The organism is Pararhizobium sp. DWP1-1-3, assembly GCF_049896125.1.
Classification (GTDB): Bacteria; Pseudomonadota; Alphaproteobacteria; order Rhizobiales; family Rhizobiaceae; genus Pararhizobium.
In genome coordinates this window covers 22,608-38,584 of sequence record NZ_JAFCTR010000005.1, presented here as the reverse complement: position 1 = coordinate 38,584, position 15,977 = coordinate 22,608, and the positions used below count along the sequence as shown (strand labels likewise).

The 15,977-nt window shown below is 59.0% G+C and carries 20 protein-coding genes; 7 read left to right on the top strand and 13 right to left on the bottom strand.

What is annotated here, in order from left to right:
• Nucleotides 1–178: 178 nt before the first annotated feature.
• The 6 genes from ahcY to ACP7BS_RS12890 all read right to left on the bottom strand — a co-directional run bounded on the left by ahcY (nucleotide 179) and on the right by ACP7BS_RS12890 (nucleotide 5,816).
• The gene (gene ahcY, locus ACP7BS_RS12915; RefSeq protein WP_426231463.1) at nucleotides 179–1,579 is read right to left on the bottom strand and encodes an adenosylhomocysteinase; all 1,401 of its coding nucleotides are present in this window, start codon (nucleotides 1,577–1,579) and stop codon (nucleotides 179–181) included.
• 182 nt (nucleotides 1,580–1,761) lie between these two features.
• Nucleotides 1,762–2,043 carry an HPr family phosphocarrier protein gene (locus tag ACP7BS_RS12910; protein ID WP_426125672.1) on the bottom strand — a complete coding sequence of 94 codons (282 nt, stop codon included), beginning with the start codon at nucleotides 2,041–2,043 and terminating at the stop codon, nucleotides 1,762–1,764.
• Between the two features lie 4 nt (nucleotides 2,044–2,047).
• Nucleotides 2,048–2,449 carry a PTS sugar transporter subunit IIA gene (locus ACP7BS_RS12905; protein ID WP_037096714.1) on the bottom strand — a complete coding sequence of 134 codons (402 nt, stop codon included), beginning with the start codon at nucleotides 2,447–2,449 and terminating at the stop codon, nucleotides 2,048–2,050.
• Between the two features lie 147 nt (nucleotides 2,450–2,596).
• Entirely contained in the window at nucleotides 2,597–3,064 is a 468-nt protein-coding gene (locus tag ACP7BS_RS12900) for an HPr kinase/phosphorylase (RefSeq protein WP_426238421.1), read from the bottom strand.
• Nucleotides 3,061–4,815 carry a stimulus-sensing domain-containing protein gene (locus tag ACP7BS_RS12895; protein ID WP_426238603.1) on the bottom strand — a complete coding sequence of 585 codons (1,755 nt, stop codon included), beginning with the start codon at nucleotides 4,813–4,815 and terminating at the stop codon, nucleotides 3,061–3,063. The genes ACP7BS_RS12900 and ACP7BS_RS12895 overlap by 4 nt, the downstream gene beginning before the upstream one ends.
• Before the next feature lie 266 nt (nucleotides 4,816–5,081).
• Nucleotides 5,082–5,816, bottom strand: coding sequence for a response regulator transcription factor (locus ACP7BS_RS12890; protein ID WP_037097523.1), 735 nt, complete (start codon nucleotides 5,814–5,816; stop codon nucleotides 5,082–5,084).
• A 341-nt stretch (nucleotides 5,817–6,157) separates the two neighbouring features.
• Between ACP7BS_RS12890 and ACP7BS_RS12885 the strand changes: the two genes are divergently transcribed.
• The 5 genes from ACP7BS_RS12885 to ACP7BS_RS12865 all read left to right on the top strand — a co-directional run bounded on the left by ACP7BS_RS12885 (nucleotide 6,158) and on the right by ACP7BS_RS12865 (nucleotide 9,965).
• A complete protein-coding gene (locus ACP7BS_RS12885) occupies nucleotides 6,158–7,768 on the top strand; it encodes a phosphoenolpyruvate carboxykinase (protein ID WP_426238420.1) in 1,611 nt (536 codons plus the stop codon).
• Between the two features lie 140 nt (nucleotides 7,769–7,908).
• Complete coding sequence (arfB, locus tag ACP7BS_RS12880) at nucleotides 7,909–8,343, top strand: alternative ribosome rescue aminoacyl-tRNA hydrolase ArfB (protein WP_426238419.1); 435 nt, start codon at nucleotides 7,909–7,911, stop codon at nucleotides 8,341–8,343.
• Between the two features lie 85 nt (nucleotides 8,344–8,428).
• Nucleotides 8,429–8,902: a peptidoglycan-binding protein LysM gene (gene lysM, locus ACP7BS_RS12875; protein WP_426125669.1), complete on the top strand. Its 474-nt coding sequence runs from the start codon at nucleotides 8,429–8,431 to the stop codon at nucleotides 8,900–8,902.
• 2 nt (nucleotides 8,903–8,904) lie between these two features.
• The gene (locus tag ACP7BS_RS12870) at nucleotides 8,905–9,345 is read left to right on the top strand and encodes a hypothetical protein (RefSeq protein ID WP_426238418.1); all 441 of its coding nucleotides are present in this window, start codon (nucleotides 8,905–8,907) and stop codon (nucleotides 9,343–9,345) included.
• 8 nt (nucleotides 9,346–9,353) lie between these two features.
• Nucleotides 9,354–9,965, top strand: coding sequence for an alpha-ketoglutarate-dependent dioxygenase AlkB family protein (locus ACP7BS_RS12865; protein ID WP_426238417.1), 612 nt, complete (start codon nucleotides 9,354–9,356; stop codon nucleotides 9,963–9,965).
• 3 nt (nucleotides 9,966–9,968) lie between these two features.
• Here ACP7BS_RS12865 and coaA read toward each other — a convergent pair whose 3' ends face one another.
• The 3 genes from coaA to hisF are packed head-to-tail and all read right to left on the bottom strand — an operon-like array spanning nucleotide 9,969 to nucleotide 12,081.
• Nucleotides 9,969–10,964 (bottom strand): type I pantothenate kinase, encoded by a 996-nt coding sequence (gene coaA / locus ACP7BS_RS12860; protein ID WP_426125666.1) that lies wholly within the window; start codon nucleotides 10,962–10,964, stop codon nucleotides 9,969–9,971.
• A gap of 7 nt (nucleotides 10,965–10,971) precedes the next feature.
• A complete protein-coding gene (locus tag ACP7BS_RS12855) occupies nucleotides 10,972–11,286 on the bottom strand; it encodes a phosphoribosyl-ATP diphosphatase (RefSeq protein WP_426231469.1) in 315 nt (104 codons plus the stop codon).
• 18 nt (nucleotides 11,287–11,304) lie between these two features.
• On the bottom strand, nucleotides 11,305–12,081 hold the full coding sequence (gene hisF / locus ACP7BS_RS12850) for an imidazole glycerol phosphate synthase subunit HisF (protein ID WP_426238416.1): 777 nt from the start codon (nucleotides 12,079–12,081) through the stop codon (nucleotides 11,305–11,307).
• Between the two features lie 43 nt (nucleotides 12,082–12,124).
• Between hisF and ACP7BS_RS12845 the strand changes: the two genes are divergently transcribed.
• A complete protein-coding gene (locus ACP7BS_RS12845) occupies nucleotides 12,125–12,865 on the top strand; it encodes a DUF3800 domain-containing protein (RefSeq protein WP_426238415.1) in 741 nt (246 codons plus the stop codon).
• A 141-nt stretch (nucleotides 12,866–13,006) separates the two neighbouring features.
• Here the strand turns inward: ACP7BS_RS12845 and hisA are convergent, their stop codons facing one another.
• On the bottom strand, nucleotides 13,007–13,738 hold the full coding sequence (gene hisA, locus ACP7BS_RS12840) for a 1-(5-phosphoribosyl)-5-[(5-phosphoribosylamino)methylideneamino]imidazole-4-carboxamide isomerase (RefSeq protein ID WP_426238414.1): 732 nt from the start codon (nucleotides 13,736–13,738) through the stop codon (nucleotides 13,007–13,009).
• A 160-nt stretch (nucleotides 13,739–13,898) separates the two neighbouring features.
• On the opposite strand from hisA, the gene ACP7BS_RS12835 reads away from it, so the two are divergent.
• Complete coding sequence (locus ACP7BS_RS12835) at nucleotides 13,899–14,192, top strand: hypothetical protein (RefSeq protein WP_426238413.1); 294 nt, start codon at nucleotides 13,899–13,901, stop codon at nucleotides 14,190–14,192.
• On the opposite strand, the gene hisH is transcribed toward ACP7BS_RS12835, so the two are convergent.
• Genes hisH through hisB form a run of 3 tightly spaced genes read right to left on the bottom strand, consistent with a single transcriptional unit; the run spans nucleotide 14,189 to nucleotide 15,951 of the window.
• Nucleotides 14,189–14,839, bottom strand: a complete 651-nt coding sequence (hisH, locus tag ACP7BS_RS12830) for an imidazole glycerol phosphate synthase subunit HisH (protein ID WP_426238412.1) — start codon at nucleotides 14,837–14,839, stop codon at nucleotides 14,189–14,191. The genes ACP7BS_RS12835 and hisH overlap by 4 nt on opposite strands.
• On the bottom strand, nucleotides 14,839–15,315 hold the full coding sequence (locus ACP7BS_RS12825; RefSeq protein WP_426238411.1) for a DUF2628 domain-containing protein: 477 nt from the start codon (nucleotides 15,313–15,315) through the stop codon (nucleotides 14,839–14,841). Before ACP7BS_RS12825 ends, hisH begins: the two co-directional genes overlap by 1 nt.
• A gap of 27 nt (nucleotides 15,316–15,342) precedes the next feature.
• Nucleotides 15,343–15,951 (bottom strand): imidazoleglycerol-phosphate dehydratase HisB, encoded by a 609-nt coding sequence (gene hisB / locus ACP7BS_RS12820; RefSeq protein ID WP_113312915.1) that lies wholly within the window; start codon nucleotides 15,949–15,951, stop codon nucleotides 15,343–15,345.
• Nucleotides 15,952–15,977: the final 26 nt, after the last annotated feature.

The following is a 15,977-nucleotide window of genomic DNA, read 5'->3' as shown; positions in this document are numbered from 1 at the left end:
GCCGCCTCAACGACAAGACATCCATTCGTGACGCGTCTGTTCCGCATCTTCGTCACGAATCATTGTGCCAAAAACATACGCCTTCGGGGAATCCTCGGGAAGGGCGGAGCAAAAAAAGAGGCCGCGATCTCCTGTCAAGATCGCGGCCCCTATATGTTGTGGATTATCCGGGTAAGGACTAGTAGCGGTAGTGTTCGGACTTGAACGGACCGGTCGGCGTCACACCGATATAGCCAGCCTGTTCTTCCGAAAGTTCGGTCAGCTTGGCACCAAGCTTGGCCAGATGCAGACGCGCGACCTTTTCGTCGAGGTGTTTCGGCAGGATATGGACGCCCTTGTCATACTGCTCGCCCTTGGTGAACAGCTCGATCTGGGCCAGGACCTGGTTGGAGAACGAAGCCGACATGACGAAGGACGGGTGGCCGGTGGCGTTGCCGAGGTTGAGCAGGCGGCCTTCCGACAGAAGGATCATGCGGTTGCCCTTGGGGAACTCGATCAGGTCGACCTGCGGCTTGATGTTGGTCCACTTCATGTTGCGCAGCGCGGAAACCTGGATCTCGTTGTCGAAGTGGCCGATATTGCCGACAATCGCCATGTCCTTCATCTCGCGCATGTGGTCCATGCGGATGACGTCCTTGTTGCCGGTCGTCGTGATGAAGATATCGGCCGAAGATACGACATCCTCGAGCTGAACGACCTCAAAACCGTCCATGGCGGCCTGCAGGGCGCAGATCGGATCGACTTCCGTGACCTTGACGCGGGCACCGGCGCCGGAGAGCGAAGCGGCAGAACCCTTGCCGACGTCGCCGTAACCGCAGACGACGGCAACCTTGCCCGCCATCATCACGTCGGTACCGCGGCGGATACCGTCGACCAGCGATTCCTTGCAGCCATACTTGTTGTCGAACTTCGACTTGGTAACCGAATCGTTGACGTTGATGGCCGGGAAGGGCAGCAGGCCCTTGGCATGCAGCTGGTAGAGACGGTTGACGCCGGTGGTGGTTTCTTCCGTCACGCCCTTGATGGCGTCGCGCTGTTTGGTGAACCAGCCCGGCGAAGCGGCCAGGCGCTTCTTGATCTGGGCGACGAGGATTTCTTCTTCCTCGGATTCGGGCTTCGACAGAACGTCCTCGCCGGCTTCGGCGCGGGCGCCGAGCAGGATGTACATGGTGGCGTCGCCGCCGTCATCGAGGATCATGTTGGAAACGCCGCCGTCGGCCCACTGGAAGATCTGGTCTGTGTAGGTCCAGTATTCTTCGAGGCTTTCGCCCTTGACCGCAAAGACCGGAACGCCGGTGGCGGCGATGGCTGCTGCAGCGTGGTCCTGCGTCGAGAAGATGTTGCAGGAAGCCCAGCGCACGTCGGCGCCGAGGGCGACCAGTGTCTCGATCAACACGGCCGTCTGGATGGTCATGTGCAGCGAGCCGGTGATGCGCGCGCCCTTCAGCGGCTTGGTCGTGCCGAATTCCTCGCGGCAGGCGATCAGGCCCGGCATTTCGGTCTCGGCGATGGTGATTTCCTTGCGGCCGAAATCGGCAAGACCGATATCCGCAACCAGATAGTCGTTTTTCGTGCTCATGAAAGTCTCCGGGCTGGTGCCGTGCACGAATACCTGACGTTTGGCAGGATCGGGCAGGGCGCACTAGAATTCGCACTTCCTGCAATGGGCAGGACGTTTGTTCCTCAAATATCAGGAAACGCGAAAAGGAGCAACAGGACATAAAGAAGTCTTTATGTCTTTATGTCTCTTGTCTAGCGGGATCAGATTTCTTCGCCGAACTTGTCGGCAACCAGCGCGTCAAGGGCGTCGAGTGCCTCCTGGGCTTGGCGGCCGCTGGAGGTGACGGAGACCGAACAGCCGGTGCTGGCGGCCAGCATCATCAGCCCCATGATCGAGGTGCCGCCGACGGTCATGCCATCCTTGGATACGTGGATCTCGGCATCGTATCCCTCGACCGTCTGCACGAACTTGGCCGAGGCGCGGGCATGCAGTCCGCGCTTGTTGACGATCAAAAGGTCGCGGGAGAGGGTCACGACCGACATCCCGTTATTTTCCACTGAGGACGCGGCTTGCGACATTGATGTATTTCCTGCCTGCTTCGGACGCTTCGACGAGAGCCTTGTCCATATCGCTTTCGCCACGGACGCCGGCCAGTTTGATCAGCATGGGAAGGTTGACGCCGGCAATGACTTCGACGGTGCCGCTTTGCATCACCGAGATTGCCAGGTTTGACGGCGTGCCGCCGAACATGTCGGTGAGGATGATGACGCCATTGCCTTCGTCGGCTGCAAGAACGGCGTGCAGAATGTCCTGCCGGCGCTGATCCATGTCATCCTCGGGGCCGATGCAGACAGTCTCGATTGACTTTTGCGGACCAACGACATGCTCCAGCGCATGACGAAACTCTTCAGCCAGCTTGCCGTGTGTGACAAGCACAAGTCCGATCATGGTGTCTTCGCTCCAACTGCATCTGCAAATCTATAAGGAGGGTCAGATATCGCAATGCAGCAATTTCGTCCACCTTTAGGGCGGCCATCTTGGCAAGGAAAAGGCGAATGGCAAGTTAAAAATCCGGAAATGCTGCCTTAAAAGGCATCAATGTCCTTGAAAATTGGCATTTTGAGGTAAAATAAGCCGCAGAATCTCAAAAGAATTCAAGCCTTCGGCGACGGGAACGCGTTGCAAAGGCAAAAAATCGCCGGAAGGCAAAGAAAACCTCTCTTTTTCCGGGGGTAAACGCGGCTCAAACGGCGATTTGACTGGCAGAATGGCAAAATCGATCACCGCCGCCGGTATCGTCTCGACAGCAACGATCCCCGTGCCGCGGACCTCGGCAAGACCTGCGATCGAGGCTGGACGGAGAGCAATGATGCGGCCGTTACGCACTGAGATCATCACCTGATCATCCGCAACGAGAGCCGCAAACAGCCCGCAATTCCTTGCTGCCGCCACACAGGAGAGCGCCAGCATCGTCTTGCCGGCGCCGGACGGGCCGACAAACAAAAAACCCTGCGTTCCGAGCACGACGGCGGTCGCGTGAATATTGACCGCCGGGTTGGTCATGAATGGTTTTCGATCGAAAGCGACAGGATGAAACGGGCGCCGGTAATCTTGCCGCTCGCATCCATCATGTTCTCAGCCTTCAGCGAGCCCCCATGGGCTTCGGCGATCTGGCGGGAGATGGAGAGACCGAGACCCGAATTCTGGCCGAAATCCTCAGCCTCCGGCCGGTCGGTGTAGAAGCGTTCGAAGATGCGGTCGATGTCTTCGGCCTGGATGCCCGGGCCATTGTCCTCGACATAGATGATGCAGCGGCTGCGGGTACGGGTCAGCCGCAGGACGATGCGGCCGCCCTGGTCCGGAACGAAGGACCGGGCGTTCTCGATCAGGTTGGTGATGATCTGGCCGATGCGCAGCTCGTAGCCACCCACATCGAAGCGCGCCTTCGGATTGTCCTTGCGCTCGACGACGAAGCTGAGTTCGACGATCTTCTTGCCGCTGCGGATCTGCCGGGAAAGATCGACAAGACCACCAAGGAGCTTTTCCAAATCGACCGCCTTGGCGTCGCTGCGGGCAAGCTCAGCATCCAGTCTTGAGGCATCGGAAATATCGCTGATCAACCGGTCGAGGCGGCGGACATCGTGCTGGATAACGTCCATCAGCCGTTTCTTGGAATCGTCCGTACGGGCCAGCGGCAGGGTTTCGACGGCGCTGCGCAGCGAGGTCAGCGGGTTCTTCAATTCATGGCTGACATCGGCGGCAAAATTCTCGATCGCGGCAATACGGTCGTAGAGCGCGGTCGTCATTTCGCGCAGCGCCACCGAAAGGTTGCCGATCTCGTCCTGACGGGAAGAGAAATCCGGGATTTCCTCGCGCTCCTTTGCCCCGCCACGCCGCACGCGGATGGCGGCGGCCGACAGGCGCCTGAGCGGATTGGCGATGGTGCTTGAGAGCAGCAGCGACAGGATGACGTTGACGAGTGCCGCAACCCCGAATACGCGGATGATCGCCAGCCGCTCGGCGTGAACGATCTTGTCGATGTCGCCCGCCTGCGTCGACAGAAGCAGCACGCCGAGAACGGCGCGAAACCGCTGAACCGGCACGGCGACGGAGACGATCAGCTCGCCCTTTTCGGTGACACGCACGACGGCGCCGCGAACGCCGGTCAGCGCATTCATGACTTCCGGATAGATCGCACCGTTGCCACCTGGCGGTTCCTTGTAGAGCGGCAGGTTGCCCGGCTGCAGTACGCGATTGAACCAGGAGTTCAGCCGTTCGGACCATGTCACTGCTTCCGGCTCGATCGGCGGCAGGTCGAAACGCAGAACCTGACCGCCGGTATAGAGGTGGCGGGAATCCAGCAGAAGATCGGCGTCGGCATCAAACAGGCGGGCGCGGGTGCGGGTCGGCGATATCAGCCGCCGCAGGACCGGCGCCACACGTTCCTGGTTGATCGGGAATTCCAGATCCTCGTCGCTCGGCAGCGGCGTGATGCTCTGGCCTGCCTGCAGTTCCAAAAGCTTTTCCGGATCGATGGTGATCGAGTTGGTATCGACGGAGGCGGATGCCGCGATCGCGCCGGCAATGATTTCCCCTTGCGTCAAAAGACTTTCGACGCGGGCATCGATCAGCCCTTCGCGGAACTGGTTCAGATACATGATGCCGCCGACCAGAACGACGAGCGCGACGAGATTGAAGAACAGGATACGGCGCGTCAGGCTGGAAAACACGGCGTTGCCGAAGATGCGGCGAATCAACGTGAAGGGATGCGCCCACGTCCGCCCGGAAGCGGCCCGTGTTTCGCCTTCATCCATATCGATGTTTCGCAAGACTTCGACCAAGCCTTCAACTCCGCTTGCGCGGCCCCTGCATGTCAAATGGCAGGTTACTGCCCGTTTCAATGGCAGCCTTGCTACCGGTCCAATGGTAGACCCGGCTGCCGTCCGCCCGAGGGTAGAATGGAGATTACGCCCCTATCTTTCTCTCGGCGCGGAGCCGTATCATACAGCTCCGTCCTTGACCACGCCAGACTTTCACCTTGTGGCGATGCCCGGCGTGGCGGGGGAGATGCGGTCCGGCCTCAGGCCGATTCGCGGAAGCGGTAGCCAACGCCGTAAAGCGTTTCGATCATGTCGAAGTCGTTGTCGACCATCTTGAACTTCTTGCGCAGCCGCTTGATGTGGCTGTCGATGGTGCGATCATCGACATAGACCTGTTCGTCATAGGCGGCGTCCATCAGCGAATCGCGGCTCTTCACCACGCCGGGGCGCTGCGCCAGCGAATGCAGGATGAGGAACTCGGTCACGGTCAGGGTTACCGGTTCATTCTTCCAGGTGCAGGTGTGGCGTTCCTGATCCATCGACAGCTGGCCGCGCTCCAGCGAACGTGCCTGGATATCGGCGGCACTCTTGGCAGCGCCACTGCCGGTGCTTGCGGCAGCTGCCGCCTCCCGGTTGGCCGACCGGCGCAGGATCGCCTTGACGCGCTCCACCAGCAGACGCTGCGAGAAGGGCTTGGTGATGAAATCGTCGGCACCCATCTTCAGGCCGAAAAGCTCGTCGATCTCTTCGTCCTTTGAGGTGAGAAAGATCACCGGAATATCCGATTTCTGGCGCAGCCGGCGCAACAGCTCCATGCCGTCCATGCGCGGCATCTTGATATCGAAGATCGCCAGTTGCGGCGGCCGGGCAAGCAGACCGTCGAGAGCCGAGGCACCGTCGGTATAGGTTTCGACCTTGTAACCTTCCGCCTCCAGTGCAATCGACACCGAGGTCAGGATATTCCGGTCGTCATCGACAAGTGCGATCGTCTGCATCGTATAGGGCTCCACCATTTCGCTGCGCCTCCGAGGCCGGCCCGGTTGTCCGGGGCTCTGCTGCGGTAAGACGCGTTTCATGAGTATAAAGGTGGAACAAATTGTGGCGAAGTAAAATGCAAAAGCAATGAGCATGATGGCGGGCGGCTGTTTCCGGCGAAAAATCGGTGCCTGAAAAGCCTCGATTCAACCGATTAAAAAAGCGATATTTTCTTTTAAATCGATTAATATACTGAAATCATTATATTTTTTACGACAGCAATCTTGTCTTTTCGTCTTCATCCTTCTATGGTCGCTAACATTCAATGTTCTGTCGGCAAACCACGGAGGAAAGCTGGACCATGCAGGAACTCGGCATTCACAACCCATCCCTTGGGCTGGAATCAATCGGCTTTAACAACCTGGACGTGGTTCGGTACAACTTTGGCACCGCTGAACTCTATGAGGAAATCCTGCGCCGCAGCGAAGCGCTGCTGACTGCCGATGGTGCCGTGCGCGCCCTGACCGGCCAGCACACGGGCCGTTCGCCGAAGGACAAGTTCGTCGTTCGCGATGAAAACACCACCGATGAAATCTGGTGGGACAACAACAATGCGATGTCGCCGGAGCATTTCGCGGTGCTGCATCAGGACATGCTCGATCACGCCAAGGGCAAGTCGCTCTATGCGCAGGATCTGATCGGCGGTGCCGATGCGGAAAACGCTCTGCCGACGCGCGTCATCACCGAATTCGCCTGGCATTCGCTGTTCATCCGCAATCTCCTGATCCGCCCGGAAAAGGCGGCACTCGCCGCCTTCAGCCCGAAGCTGACGATCATCGATCTGCCGGACTTCAAAGGAAATCCGTCCCGCCACGGCTGCCGCACCGAAACGGTAATCGCTTGCAACTTCACCAAGGGCATCATTCTGATCGGGGGCACGTCCTATGCCGGCGAGATGAAGAAGGCCGTCTTCACCATGCTCAACTACCTGTTGCCGGCCAGGCGCGTGATGCCGATGCATTGCTCCGCCAATGTCGGCCCGGATGGTGATGCAGCCGTGTTCTTCGGCCTTTCGGGCACCGGCAAGACGACGCTGTCGGCCGATCCGAAGCGCACGCTGATCGGCGACGACGAGCATGGCTGGGGCGAACACGGCATTTTCAATTTCGAAGGCGGCTGCTACGCCAAGACCATCCGCCTGTCGGCGGAGGCCGAACCGGAGATTTTCGAAACGACGCGGCGCTTCGGCACCGTACTTGAGAACGTCGTGCTCGACGAAAATCGCGTTCCCGACTTCAACGATGGTTCGCTGACCGAAAATACCCGTTGCGCCTATCCGCTGGACTTTATTTCGAATGCCAGCAAGAGCGGCACGACAGGCCATCCCGGCACGATCATCATGCTGACGGCCGATGCCTTCGGCGTCATGCCGCCGATCGCCCGCCTGACGCCCGATCAGGCCATGTATCACTTCCTGTCCGGCTACACGGCCAAGGTGGCCGGCACGGAAAAGGGCGTGACCGAGCCGGAAGCGACCTTCTCGACTTGCTTCGGCGCACCCTTCATGCCGCGTCATCCGTCGGAATACGGAAATCTGCTCAAGGCTCTGATTGCCGAACACGGCGTCAATTGCTGGCTGGTCAACACCGGCTGGACCGGTGGCGCCTATGGCGTGGGAAATCGCATGCCGATCAAGGCGACACGGGCGCTGCTTGCTGCCGCGCTTGACGGCTCGCTTGCCTCGGCCGAATTCCGCACCGACAGCAATTTCGGCTTCGCCGTTCCAGTTTCGGTTCCGGGCATCGACAACAGCATCCTCGATCCGCGCTCGACCTGGAGCGAGGGCGTTGCCTATGACGCGCAGGCCCGCAAGCTGGTGGATATGTTCGTCGCCAACTTCGCCAAGTTCGAAAGCCATGTCGACGGCAGCGTCCGCGATGCGGCACCCGGCGTGAAGCTCGCAGCCGAATAAATCAGCCCTCACAGAGGGTTGCAGACCATGATTCACGTGAAACCCGGCGCGAAAAGTGCCGGGTTTTCGCATTGCCTATAGGTTCACGCGTTTTCAATTCCGCCATCCTGTGAGATAGAGCGATGGAAGGATGAAACGTCATGGCCAGCGATCCGCTCTACATCAACGACCGCATCATCATCGCCGGCTGGGAGCTGACGGAGCAGTTCGTGCTGGCCGGTGGGCCGGGCGGACAGAATGTCAACAAGGTCTCGACCGCGGTTCAGCTGTTCTACGGCATCGCCGCCTCGCCGGCCTTGCCGGAGCGTGTCCGGGACAATGCCGTCAAGCTTGCCGGCCGGAAGGTTTCCAAGGATGGCGTGCTGATGATCGAGGCGAGCCGCTTTCGCAGCCAGGAGCGCAACCGCGAGGATGCGCGCGAACGGCTGAAGGAGCTGATCCTCAAGGCCGCCGAACCGCCGCCGCCGCCGCGCCGTAAAACCAAGCCGACCAAAGGCTCGATCGAACGCCGCCTGAAGGCAAAGACCGGGCGCGGCGAAGTCAAGAAGATGCGCGGACGCCCTGAAAACGATTGATCGCGGCAATTTTCGTCCGGGCCTTGTTTTTTCCCCATGAGTGCACTCTGTTAGGGTTGAAGAAACCCGCAAAAGGAGAAGCGCCATGGGTCTGTTCAGCTTTATCAAGAATGCCGGCAAGAAACTCGGCATCGGCGGCGATGACGATGCGCCGGATGTCGAAGCGGTGAAGAAGGAACTGGCGTCCCATGATCTCGGCACAGACAAGGTCAATGTCGCGGTCGAGGGCGACAAGATCGTGCTCACCGGCGTGGTCAAGGACCAGTCCGCCTTTGAAAAGGCCGTCGTTGCCGTCGGCAATACGCTGGGTATCTCGAAGGTCGAAGCGGCGGAACTGAAGGTCGCCGACGGTGCTGCAGAACCCGCAGCGGCCAAGGACCCGGTCTTTTACACGGTGAAGAAGGGCGACAACCTGTGGAAGATCGCCGAATCGCAATATGGCAAGGGCAAGGGCGCGAAGAACACCGTCATCTTCGAAGCCAACAAGCCGATGCTGACCCATCCGGACAAAATCTATCCCGGCCAGGTCCTGCGCATTCCGGCTTTGGACCAGGCCTGATCATGAAAACAGCCGGCGCAGCTCTGTCGATTGCCGTTGCCGTTCTGATGACGGCGCTCAGCGGTCCTGCGCGGGCCCTGACGTTCCGCGAGCCCGCCAAGGGCTCGTCGGAACGGGCGGCCATCATGGATACCCTGCGCCCCGCAGTCGAGGCGGAGATGCGCGGCCCGGTCGAATTCGTGGTGACCACCATCCGGGTCACGCCGAACTGGGCCTTCGTTCAGGTCGAGCCGCAAAGGCCGGGTGGCGGTGCCATCGATCCCGAGAAAACCGGTTTTGCCGGGGATACCGACATGATGGACGGGCTGACGGTCTATGCACTGATGGGCTTTCAGGCCGGCCGTTGGAACCTGATCGATCACATGGTTGGCCCGACGGATGTCGGTTATGCCGGTTGGCAGCAACGCTATGGCATCCCGGCCGCCCTGCTCGGACTGGAATAGGCAATCCGATGCAGGTCCTGCCAAAGGGCATTCGCCATATTCCCGGTTTTCTCGACCGCGCTAAACAAGAAGCCCTCGTCGAGAGCATCCGCGCGGTCGTAGCGTATGCCCCACTTTACGTCCCGGCCATGCCACGTACCGGCAAGCCGATGTCGGTGCGCATGACCAATTGCGGATCGCTCGGCTGGGTGACGGACAAGGAACGCGGGTATCGCTACCAGAGCCAGCATCCCGTCACCGGCAAACCATGGCCGGCCATGCCCGATATGCTTCTGGAACTCTGGCGCACCCTCTCCGGAGCCGCGAAGGAGCCGGAGGCCTGCCTGGTCAATTTCTACGCCGATGACGCCCGGATGGGCCTGCATCAGGATCGCGACGAAAAGGACCTGGAAACGCCGGTCGTATCGATTTCGCTGGGAGACAGCTGCCTGTTCCGTGTCGGCGGCACCGAACGCAGCGGCGGAACGCTGTCGTTCAAGTTGGCGAGCGGCGATATCGTCGTGCTCGGCGGCGAGGGCCGTCTCGCCTTTCACGGCGTCGACAAGATCTACCCCAACACATCGACGCTGCTGAAGAACGGCGGCCGCATCAACCTGACGCTCCGCCGCGTCACCGTCTGACGTTTAAAGTTTGCGCAGCGCCACCGTCTCGGTGAGATGATTCGGACCCTTCTGCAGGATCAGGTCGGCGCGGGGCCGGGTCGGTAGGATGTTCTGGCGCAGGTTCTTCAGGTTGATGTTCTGCCAGAGCCCCTCGGCGATCGCCAGCGCTTCGTCTTCGCTCACCTGCGCATAGCGCTTGAAGAAGGATTCCGGATCGCGGAAGGCGGTCTGGCGCAGGCGCATGAAGCGGTTGACGTACCAGGTGTGGATCAGGCTTTCCTCGGCATCGATATAGATCGAGAAATCGAAGAAATCCGACACCATCGGCACGATCTTGCCGTCAGCGGGCAGATTGCGCGACTGCAGGACGTTGATACCCTCGAAAATCAGGATATCCGGCCGGTCGACGACCTGGAACTGGTCGGGCAGCACGTCATAGGTCAAGTGGGAATAGGTCGGCGCCTTGACGTTCGGCTGGCCGGCCTTGATCGCCGACAGGAAGCGCAACAGCGCGCCGATATCGTAGCTTTCCGGAAAGCCCTTGCGGTCCATCAGGTTTTCCCGCAGCAGCGTCGCGTTGGGATAGAGAAAACCGTCCGTCGTCACCAGATCGACCTTCGGGCTCGATGGCCAGCGGGATAGAAGCTCGGCCAGGATACGCGCGGTGGTCGATTTGCCGACGGCCACGGAACCGGCAATGCCGATGACGAACGGGGTCTTGGCGTCGTTCGACATGCTGAGAAACTGCTGGCGCTGGGCAAACAGCCGCTGCGAGGATTCCACATGGGTGGACAACAGACGCGACAGCGACAGGTAGATGCGCCGGACTTCGCTGAGATCGATCGGGTCGTTGAGCGACCGCAGCCGCTGGACTTCATCCGCCGACAGCGTCAACGGCGTATCGGCCCGGAAATGCGACCATTCCTCCGCCGAAAAGAACCGGTAGGGCGAATAGTCCTTGTTGTCGAAGTGATCCGGAATATCGGCCGGTGCGATGTCTTTGGCGACGATTGTCATGACGTGTCTACCGGCTTGCCTTTTCCTGGAGCCCCGATTGGCTTGTCCGCCGTTCGAGTTCGCTCATCACATCCTGCAATGGAATGTCAGCAATTTTCAATACGACCATAAGATGATAGATCAGATCGGCACTCTCGGCGACAAGGTTGTTGCGATCGTTGCTGATGGCGGCGATCACGGTCTCCACCGCTTCCTCGCCCAGCTTCTTGGCCGCCTTCGCCTGCCCATGGGCCACGAGTTTGGCGGTCCAAGATTCGTCCGGCGAGGCCTTCGCCCGCAAGGCGACGATCGCTTCGAGATCGGAAAGGCTGAAATTGCTCATCTGTCTCTATCCTGAAGCTCAATCGAGCCGCATGGCGATGCCATGCTCTGCCATATAGCGCTTGGTTTCGCCGATGCTATAGGTGCCGAAATGGAAGATCGACGCGGCCAGCACCGCCGTCGCATGGCCGTCGCGAATGCCTTCGACCATATGATCGAGCGTGCCGACCCCGCCCGAAGCAATGACGGGCACGGAGACCCGATCCGCGATCGTGCGGGTCAGCGCGATATCGTAGCCGGCCTTCGAGCCGTCGCGATCCATTGACGTCAAAAGCAGTTCGCCGGCACCAAGCTTGACCATCTTCTCGGCAAAGGTCACGGCATCGACGCCGGTTGCCTGGCGGCCGCCATGGGTAAAGATTTCCCAGCGGTCCTCCTCGCCGGGCTTCGAGACCTTCTTCGAATCGATCGAGACGACGATGCACTGGTTGCCGAACTTGTCGGCCGCTTCGGCGACGAAATCCGGATTGCTGACCGCAGCCGAATTGATCGACACTTTGTCCGCTCCGGCCAAAAGCAGCTTGCGGATATCGGTCACGCTGCGCACACCGCCACCGACCGTTAACGGCATGAAGCAATGATCGGCTGTGCGGGCGACAACATCGAAGATCGTGTCGCGGTTGTCGGAGGACGCCGTGATGTCGAGGAAACAGAGTTCGTCGGCACCGGCCGCATCATAGGCCTTGGCCGATTCGACGGGATCGCCGGCATCGATCAGATCAAGGAAGCTGACGCCCTTGACAACACGGCCGTCCTTGACGTCGAGGCAGGGGATAACGCGGGCTTTTAAAGTCATAATGTTCTTGCTACTTTCGCGAGCTTTTCGAAAGGTGACGCAGTTGCAGTTCAGCGATTACATCGTTTACGTAGATGAGAGTGGCGATCACGATCTTGCAAACGTTTCGCCAAACTACCCAGTATTTGTTTTGGCGTTCTGCATATTTGAAAAAGAGGCTTATGTCACACGAACTGTTCCAAATTTTCAGCGACTGAAATTTCGCTGGTTTGGTCACGACACCATCGTGTTTCATGAACGCGAAATCAGAAAGCAGCTGGCTCCTTTCAAATTTCTGCAAAACCAGGAAAAGCGTGGGCAGTTTATCGCAGAGATGAACGAGTTAATTCAAGAAGCCGAATTCACGGTCATCGCCGCGGTTATCAATAAGGAGCGGTTAAAAGGCCGGTATAAAGACCCAGGCAATCCCTACGAAATTGCTCTGCAGTTTTGCATGGAACGTCTTTATCGCTATCTAAATGACAACCGACAAACTGATAAAATGACACATTGCATTCTGGAGCGTCGCGGCAAAAAAGAAGACGCGTCTATTGAACTCGAATTTAGAAGAATCTGTGATCGCGGAAATTTCGCGGGGATTCACATGGATTGTTTGGATATTCAATTTCAAGAGAAGGCAGCTAATTCCTGTGGTCTTCAAATTTCGGATCTTATCGCGCGCCCCATAGGACTTGCTGAGATACGTCCGGATCAACGAAATCGAGCTTTTGAAATAGTTGAGCAAAAATTCAGGAGAGGCGCCAACGGGAGAGTTACTGGCTACGGATTGAAAATATTTCCATAGCTAAGAAGCGAAAAGCCCCGGATAAACCGAGGCCAGACGCCGACTGGGAACATCCCCCTGTCCACTTACATAAAATGTATAAGAACATAGAAGGAACGTCAAGTCTTGAATTGACAAATCGAGAAAACCGAGTCCTTCGAATCACTTAGCCGTTTTTAAAAGCGCCAGAGCTTCCGCCGGATCGATGCGTCCGTCATAGAGCGCCCGGCCGGAAATGGCGCCTTCGAGCTTGGCTGCATCCGGCTGAACCATGCGGCGGATATCCTCCATCGAGGCCAGACCACCAGAGGCGATCACGGGGATGGAAACGGCGTTGGCCAGTTCCAGCGTCGACTCCCAGTTGATGCCGGTCAGGATGCCGTCTCGGTCGATGTCAGTATAGATGATCGCAGACACGCCGGCGCCTTCGAACTTTTGGGCGAGTTCGATGACACCGAGTTCGGAGGCTTCCGCCCAGCCCTCGACCGCCACCTTGCCGCCCTTGGCGTCGATGCCGACGGCGACCTTGCCCGGGAATTTCTTGCAGGCTTCGATCACCAGCGCCGGATCGCGCACGGCGACGGTGCCGAGAATGACGCGGGCAAGGCCACGCGACAGCCAGTTTTCGATATGATCGAGCGTGCGAATGCCGCCGCCCAGCTGCACCGGGTTCCTGGTGGACTTGAGGATCGCATCGACGGCGGCCCCGTTGACGGTTTCACCGGCAAAGGCGCCGTTGAGATCGACCACGTGCAACCATTCGAAACCCTGGTCCTCGAAGGCCTTGGCCTGCGCGCCGGGGTCGGGATTGTAGACGGTCGCCTGTTCCATGTCGCCGAGCTTGAGGCGCACGCACTGGCCGTCTTTGAGGTCGATGGCGGGAAAAAGGATCAACGAAGGCAACTCCCGCAAATAAACGCGAACGTTAGCAGAACAAAGCTGCTGTAAAAGACTCGACTCTCAGATGCGAATCGGGATTCAGTGAAGCCCACCATCAAGATATAGGGTCTTGAGGGTGGGCATGCACTAAATGTACAACAATGGAGTTGGTACAATGAAGACATACATGATCGGATATGACCTTAACAAGTCCGGAAAAAACTACTCGGAGCTCATTGCCGAAATCAAGAAAATTGCTAACGGATTTTGGCATCATCTGGATAGTACCTGGCTGGTAAACAGCGACCTTGAAGCATCACAAATCATTCATCGTCTAATTCCAGCGATTGATGGAGATGATGAAATCTTAGTGATGGCCGTTGCTGATGATTGGGCTAGTTTTGGCTTCAAAGACTCGGGAAATGAATGGCTGATCAATCAGCTCAAACCAGCTTGCCGGGTTAGTTAAGGTCTCCATAGGAGAAAATTCGAGATAAGAGCCAGGCCAAGCGTCTGGCTCTTTTCCGGATGGAACTGGGCGCCGGCCTTGTTTCCCCGGGCAACAAACGCCGTCACCGGGCCGCCATAGGTGGTGGTGGCAATCAGGTCGTCCGGGTTTTCGACTGCAAGATGGTAGGAATGGACGAAATAGGCATGCAGCCCATCCTCACCGGTCTTGATGCCATCGAACAGCGGATGCGGCTTCTTCAACACCAGCGTATTCCAGCCGATCTGCGGGATTTTCAGCGTGGGATCGGAGGGCCCCATCTCGACGACATCGCCCTTGATCCAGCCAAATCCTTCCGTCGTCGTCTTCTCCAGCCCGCGCGACGACATCAGCTGCATGCCGACGCAGATGCCGAGGAACGGGCGGCCGGATGTCTCAACCGCTTCGTGCAGCGCGTCCCGCATGCCATCGACGGCATCAAGGCCGCGGCGGCAGTCGGCATAGGCACCGACGCCGGGCAGCACGATCCGGTCGGCGCTGGCAACGCGGTCGGCCCTATCGGTGAGTTCGATTTCCGCGTTGATGCCGGCTTCACGCGCCGCCCGTTCGAAGGCCTTGGTGGCCGAGCGCAGATTGCCGGATCCGTAATCGATGATCGCAACGCGCATCAGCGTTCTCCATAATTTTCAAACAGACCGACAGCCGCGCGGCCATCGGCAGGCTTTGCCACTGCGGTGGGCAGAACCGGTGGCTGCCAGATGGCTTCGCTTTCGGACGCATCGTCGGTAGCCGCTGCATGGTCATAGATCGTTTCGGCAGTAGCCAGATCGCCGGCGGTTATGATCGACTGCAACGTCCAGCCCCGGGCCTGCAGCCGGTTGGCCACAAACGCCGGGCCTTCGAGGGCGACAAGCAGGCGCAGAGCCAGTTCGATCAGCAATCCCGCCGCGCTTGGCTCCGGGGTCGCAAAAGCGATGAACCCTTGCAGGATGGCGACGGTGATGCCGGCAATCCATTGGCGCCGATACAACAGCCAGAACGCAGGAAGGACAAAAGCGATCCAGGAAAACTTGTCGGCAATGAAGCGTGCCTTGTCGTCGCTCTTCAGAGCGCCGGGAGACGTCAGAACCAGATAGGAGGCCATGTCAGCCAACTTTCACTATGGGCCGGATCAGACCAGCGTTCCCTTGGTCGAAGGAACGCGGCCTGCCTGGCGCGGATCGATCTCTGTTGCCGTGCGAAGCACGCGGGCAACGGCCTTGAAGCAGGTTTCGGAGATGTGGTGGTTGTTGGCGCCGTAGATGTTCTGCACATGCAGCGTGATGCCACCATGCTGGGCGAGTGCCTGGAAGAATTCGCGCACCAGTTCCGTGTCGAACGTGCCGATCTTCGGCGCCGAGAAATCGACGTTCCAGACCAGGAATGGCCGGCCGGAGACATCGACGGCGGCGCGGGTCATCGTCTCGTCCATGGCAAGATCGAGCGAGGCGTAGCGGGTGATGCCGCGCCGGTCGCCCAGTGCCTTGGAAAGCGCCTGACCGATGGCGATGCCTGTGTCTTCAACGGTATGATGATCGTCCACATGGCGGTCGCCCTCGGCAACGATGTCCATGTCGATCAGCGAATGGCGGGAAAGCTGATCCAGCATATGGTCGAAAAAGCCGACGCCGGTCGAAATCCGCGACGTGCCGGTGCCGTCGATATTGACGGACACGGTCACCGAGGTTTCGTTGGTCTTGCGCGAAACGCTGCCGGTGCGGCTCACTTGCTTGTCGGCCATCAGGTTCTCCCGAATGTATATAGAGC

Excerpts from the sequence above, each read along its gene's own strand:
- ahcY (WP_426231463.1), bottom strand. The coding sequence starts at position 1,579 with ATGAGCACGAAAAACGACTATCTGGTTGCGGATATCGGTCTTGCCGAT.
- ACP7BS_RS12825 (WP_426238411.1), bottom strand. The coding sequence starts at position 15,315 with ATGGCCTCCTATCTGGTTCTGACGTCTCCCGGCGCTCTGAAGAGCGAC.
- ACP7BS_RS12895 (WP_426238603.1), bottom strand. The coding sequence starts at position 4,815 with ATGGATGAAGGCGAAACACGGGCCGCTTCCGGGCGGACGTGGGCGCAT.
- ACP7BS_RS12910 (WP_426125672.1), bottom strand. The coding sequence starts at position 2,043 with ATGTCGGTCGTGACCCTCTCCCGCGACCTTTTGATCGTCAACAAGCGC.
- ACP7BS_RS12900 (WP_426238421.1), bottom strand. The coding sequence starts at position 3,064 with ATGACCAACCCGGCGGTCAATATTCACGCGACCGCCGTCGTGCTCGGA.
- ACP7BS_RS12835 (WP_426238413.1), top strand. The coding sequence starts at position 13,899 with ATGAAGACATACATGATCGGATATGACCTTAACAAGTCCGGAAAAAAC.
- hisH (WP_426238412.1), bottom strand. The coding sequence starts at position 14,839 with ATGCGCGTTGCGATCATCGATTACGGATCCGGCAATCTGCGCTCGGCC.
- ACP7BS_RS12865 (WP_426238417.1), top strand. The coding sequence starts at position 9,354 with ATGCAGGTCCTGCCAAAGGGCATTCGCCATATTCCCGGTTTTCTCGAC.
- ACP7BS_RS12905 (WP_037096714.1), bottom strand. The coding sequence starts at position 2,449 with ATGATCGGACTTGTGCTTGTCACACACGGCAAGCTGGCTGAAGAGTTT.
- ACP7BS_RS12885 (WP_426238420.1), top strand. The coding sequence starts at position 6,158 with ATGCAGGAACTCGGCATTCACAACCCATCCCTTGGGCTGGAATCAATC.
- ACP7BS_RS12855 (WP_426231469.1), bottom strand. The coding sequence starts at position 11,286 with ATGAGCAATTTCAGCCTTTCCGATCTCGAAGCGATCGTCGCCTTGCGG.
- ACP7BS_RS12870 (WP_426238418.1), top strand. The coding sequence starts at position 8,905 with ATGAAAACAGCCGGCGCAGCTCTGTCGATTGCCGTTGCCGTTCTGATG.
- ACP7BS_RS12890 (WP_037097523.1), bottom strand. The coding sequence starts at position 5,816 with ATGCAGACGATCGCACTTGTCGATGACGACCGGAATATCCTGACCTCG.
- hisF (WP_426238416.1), bottom strand. The coding sequence starts at position 12,081 with ATGACTTTAAAAGCCCGCGTTATCCCCTGCCTCGACGTCAAGGACGGC.
- coaA (WP_426125666.1), bottom strand. The coding sequence starts at position 10,964 with ATGACAATCGTCGCCAAAGACATCGCACCGGCCGATATTCCGGATCAC.
- lysM (WP_426125669.1), top strand. The coding sequence starts at position 8,429 with ATGGGTCTGTTCAGCTTTATCAAGAATGCCGGCAAGAAACTCGGCATC.
- arfB (WP_426238419.1), top strand. The coding sequence starts at position 7,909 with ATGGCCAGCGATCCGCTCTACATCAACGACCGCATCATCATCGCCGGC.
- hisB (WP_113312915.1), bottom strand. The coding sequence starts at position 15,951 with ATGGCCGACAAGCAAGTGAGCCGCACCGGCAGCGTTTCGCGCAAGACC.